Source organism: Salinispora pacifica DSM 45544, assembly GCF_000378845.1.
GTDB lineage: Bacteria > Actinomycetota > Actinomycetes > Mycobacteriales > Micromonosporaceae > Micromonospora > Micromonospora pacifica.
The window spans coordinates 5,345,862-5,350,189 of the sequence record NZ_KB905359.1 but is presented as its reverse complement, the minus strand read 5'-3'; the positions used below and the strand labels follow the sequence as shown (position 1 = coordinate 5,350,189).

Annotated in this window: 2 protein-coding genes; both read right to left on the bottom strand. The window is 71.9% G+C overall.

Annotated elements, in window-relative coordinates; genetic code table 11:
• On the bottom strand, positions 1–1,538 hold a 1,538-nt coding region (locus tag SALPAC3_RS26310), incomplete at its 3' end, for a type I polyketide synthase (protein WP_018223798.1).
• A 50-nt stretch (positions 1,539–1,588) separates the two neighbouring features.
• A complete protein-coding gene (locus SALPAC3_RS0124455; RefSeq protein ID WP_018223797.1) occupies positions 1,589–4,273 on the bottom strand; it encodes a type I polyketide synthase in 2,685 nt (894 codons plus the stop codon).
• Positions 4,274–4,328 lie beyond the last annotated feature (55 nt).

Sequence of the window (4,328 nt, the reverse complement as noted above, 5' to 3'; positions counted from 1 at the left end):
ACCGACCGACCCGACAACGGCCACAACACCACCGACGACCCCACCACCCCCACCGACTCACCAACACCAACCACCGGAGCCTGCTCCAGCACCACCGCAGACTCAGACACCCCCACCGCAGAATCCACCAACTCCACCGAAGACCCAGACGTCCCCACCGAAGCCCCCGCCGTCCCCACCGGAGACTCGGCAGCCTCGACCAACGGAGCCTCCTCCAAAATCACATGCGCGTTGGTACCACTGATCCCAAACGACGACACCCCAGCCCGGCGCGGCCGCCCAGTAGCCGGCCACCCAACCGGCTCAGTGAGCAACCGGACATCGCCCGCGTCCCAATCAACCTGTCGCGACGGCGTCTCCACATGCAGCGTGCGCGGCAGCACCCCATGCCGCATCGCCATCACCATCTTGATCACACCAGCCACACCCGCCGCCGCCTGCGTATGCCCAAGATTCGACTTCACCGAACCCAACCACAACGGCAACTCCCGACCCTGACCATACGTCGCAAGAATCGCCTGCGCCTCAATCGGATCACCCAACGTCGTACCCGTACCATGCGCCTCCACCACATCCACATCAGAAGCAGAAAGCCGCGCACTCGCCAACGCGGCACGAATCACCCGCTGCTGCGCCGGCCCATTCGGAGCCGTCAACCCATTCGACGCACCATCCTGATTCACCGCCGAACCCCGCACCACCCCAAACACCCGATGCCCATTACGACGAGCATCCGACAACCGCTCCAACACCAACACACCAACACCCTCAGACCAGGCCGCGCCGTCAGCGCCGTCGCCGAAGGACCGACACCGGCCGTCCGGGGACAGCGCGCGCTGCCGGCTGAACTCGACGAAGAGCTGCGGGGTGGCCATCACCGCGACGCCACCAGCCAGCGCCAGGCCGCACTCCTCCTTACGCAGCGACTGACAGGCCAGGTGCACCGCGACCGACGACGACGAGCATGCGGTGTCCACCGTGATCGCAGGCCCCTCCAGGCCCAGGTGGTAGGCGACCCGACCGGAGACGAGGCTGCCGGAGGTGGTGCTGTCGACGTAGTCGTGGTGCATCACGCCGACGAAGACGCCGGTGGCGCTGCCCTTCAGGCCGACCGGGTCGATGCCACCGTGCTCGAACGCCTCCCAGGATGCTTCCAACGCCAGCCGCTGCTGCGGGTCCGTCTCCACCGCCTCCCGTGGGCTCATCCCGAAGAAGCCCGGGTCGAAGTCGGCGGCGTCATAGAGGAAGCCGCCGTGCCGGGTGTAGCTCTTGCCGGGCTTGCCGGGTTCCGGGTCGTAGACGCCGTAGACGTCCCAGCCCCGGTCGGTCGGGAAGTCGGAGATCGCGTCGGTGCCGTCTAGGACGAGCTGCCAGAGGTCCTCCGGCGACCGGACACCCCCGGGGTAGCGGCAGCCCATGCCGACGATCGCGATCGGCTCCTGGTCCCGGGCCTCCACCTCACGCAGTCGCCGGTTGGCCTGTTGCAGTTCGGCCGTGGCGCGCTTGAGAAAGGTCCGGAGCTTGTCGTCGTTCGCCATCGTTCACACCAATCTTCCGGCGCCGGAGGGACCTCGGAGTCGGACTGCCGTCAGGAGATGCCAAACTCGTTCTCCAGGACGTCGAAAAGTTCCTCGTCGGTGGCGGACTCGTAGTCGTGCCGGGTGCCGTCGGGGCCGCCGGTCCGGTCCTGCCAGCCGCGTAGCACCGCCTCCAGCCGTGCGGTGACCCGGCCGTACTCGTCGACGGGTACGCCGGCCAGGGTCTTCTCCAGGCGGTCGAGGTCGGCGAGGACGGCGTCGGCCGGATCGGCATCGGGCACCACCAGGTCGGCCTTCAACGCCCGGGCGAGGGCGGCGGGTTCGGGGTGGTCGAAGACGAGCGTGGCGGGCAGCCGCAGGCCGGTGACGGTACTGAGCACGTTGCGGAACTCGACGGCGGCAAGGGAGTCGAAGCCGAGGTCCTTGAAGGCACGACCGGGTTCCACCGACGCCGGGCCCGGAAAGCCGAGCACAGCGGCGGCGTGCGTGCGAACCAGGTCCAGCAGCAGGGTGTCCCGGTCGGCGTCGGAGAGACCGGCGAGCCGTTGGGCCAGCCCCCGGTCACCGGCCATCGGGTCTCCCGTGGCCACGGGCCGGGCCGGGCTGCGGACCAGGCCGCGCAGCACGGTGGGCAGCGTGTCGGTCCGCCGCCGCAGTGCGTCCAGGTCGACCCGCACCGGTACGACGTTGGCCCGGTCGGCGGCGACGGCTGCGTCAAAGAGGCCCAGCCCCTCGTCGGTGGTCATCGCGGGCATGCCGAGTCGGCGCATCCGGTGCAGGCCGGCCTCGTCGAGCTGACCGCCCATGCCGGTGCCGGCGGCCCAGAGGCCGAAGGCCAGCGAGGTGGCCGGCAGCCCGTCTGCGCGGCGGTGCTGGGCGAGCGCGTCGAGGAAGAGGTTGGCGGCGGCGTAGTTGCCCTGGCCGGCGCCGGCCACCCAGCCGGCTGAGGAGGAGACGAGCACGAACGCGGCCAGGTCGAGGTCGCGGGTGAGGTCGTGCAGGTGCCAGGCGGCATCCACCTTGGGCCGTAGCACCCGGTGTAGTTGTTCGGGGGTGAGGGCGTCAACCAGCGCGTTCTCGGCGGTACCGGCGGCGTGCACGACGGCGGTGAGCGGGTGGTCGGTGGGAAGCTCGGCGAGCAGCGCGACGAGCGCGTCCCGGTCGGCGACATCGCAGGCGGCGACCGTCACCTCGGCGCCGGCAGCGGTGAGGTCCGCGACCAGTTCCGCCGCGCCGGGTGCGCTGGCGCCGCTGCGGCTGGTCAGCAGCAGCCGGCGTACGCCGTGCCGGGCGACCAGGTGCCGGGCGATGAGGCTGCCCAGCCCGCCGAGGCCGCCGGTGATCAGGACGGTGCCGTCGGCGGGCCACGGGGTGTCGCCGGGTGCCTCGGCGGATACCCGGGTCAGTCGGGGCACCAGCAGTTGACCCTCTCGGACGGCCACTTCCGGTTCGCCGGTGGCCAGCGCCGCCGCGAGGTGGTCGGTGCCGGCGCCATCCGTGTCGACCAGGATAAACCGACCGGGGTGTTCGGCCTCGGCGGCCCGGACCAGCCCCCACAGGGCCGCCTGGACGGGGTCGACCGGGGTGTCGCCGGCACTAACCGCTTCGCGGGTGAGCAGCACCAACGTCGCCGCGGCGTACCCCGGCTCGGTGAGCCATCGGCGCAACAGCGCCAGCAGTCGTTCGGCAGCCCGGTGCACGGCGGCGGGCGGCGTGCTGGCCGGGTCGAGGGTGACCACGACGGTGCCGGGTGCCGGGGCGGGCAGTTCCGCCTCCGCGTCGATGAGGGTCCAGTCGTCGGCGACAACGTCCGGGGTGGGGACGGGCCGCCAGGCCACCTCGAACAGGTTGCGCTGATGGCGGCGGGCGGCGGTGCCGAGCACGTCGGCGGCCACCGGTCGGACCACCATCTGGTCGATGGTGGCGACGGGATTGCCGTTACCGTCGGCGACAGCGACGGCCAGCTTGTCGGCGGTGGCCGGGGAGATCCGGATCCGCAGGGTGGCGGCGTGCGCCGCGTGCAGGGTCACCCCGCGCCAGGAGAACGGCAACGGCGTGTCGCCTGCGCCTTCGGCTACGAGGTTGGCGTGCAGCGCCGCGTCGAGCAGCGCCGGGTGCAGCAGGAACCGGGGTGCGTCGGCAGCGGCCACCTCGGGAAGCGCCGCCTCGGCCCAGACCTCGGCGGTGTCGCCGTCGCCGCGCCGCCATACCGCGCGCAGTCCCTGGAACGCCGGCCCGTAGCCGTATCCGTGGTCAGGTAGCCGGTCGTAGAGTCCAGTGAGGTCGACCGGCTCGGCGCCGGGGGGCGGCCACGCGGACAGGTCGGCAGCGGTCGGGTCGGCTCCGGCCCGGAGGACCAGGATCCCTTCGGCGTGCCGGGTCCAGCCGGTGCCGTCGGCGGCGTCGTCGGGCCGGGTCCAGATGCCCAGGGTACGGGCGCCGCTGTCGTCGGCGGCGGCGACCGTGACGCGCAGCGCCAGCCCGCCCTCAGCGGGCAGCACCATCGGCGCGCCGATGGTCAGTTCGTCCAGTACCGGACAGCCGACCTGGTCTCCGGCGTGGAGGGCGAGCTCGACCAGCCCGGTACCGGGGACGAGGACGGTGTCGAACACCGCGTGGTCGGCGAGCCACGGCTGGGCGGTGCGGGAGATCCGGCCGGTGAGCACCACACCGCCAGCGCCGGGCACATCGACGACCGCGCCGAGCAGCGGGTGGTCGGCGGAGTCCAGACCCATCGCGGTGACATCACCAGGATCAGCCGGGGCATCGATCCAGTAGCGCTGGTGTTGG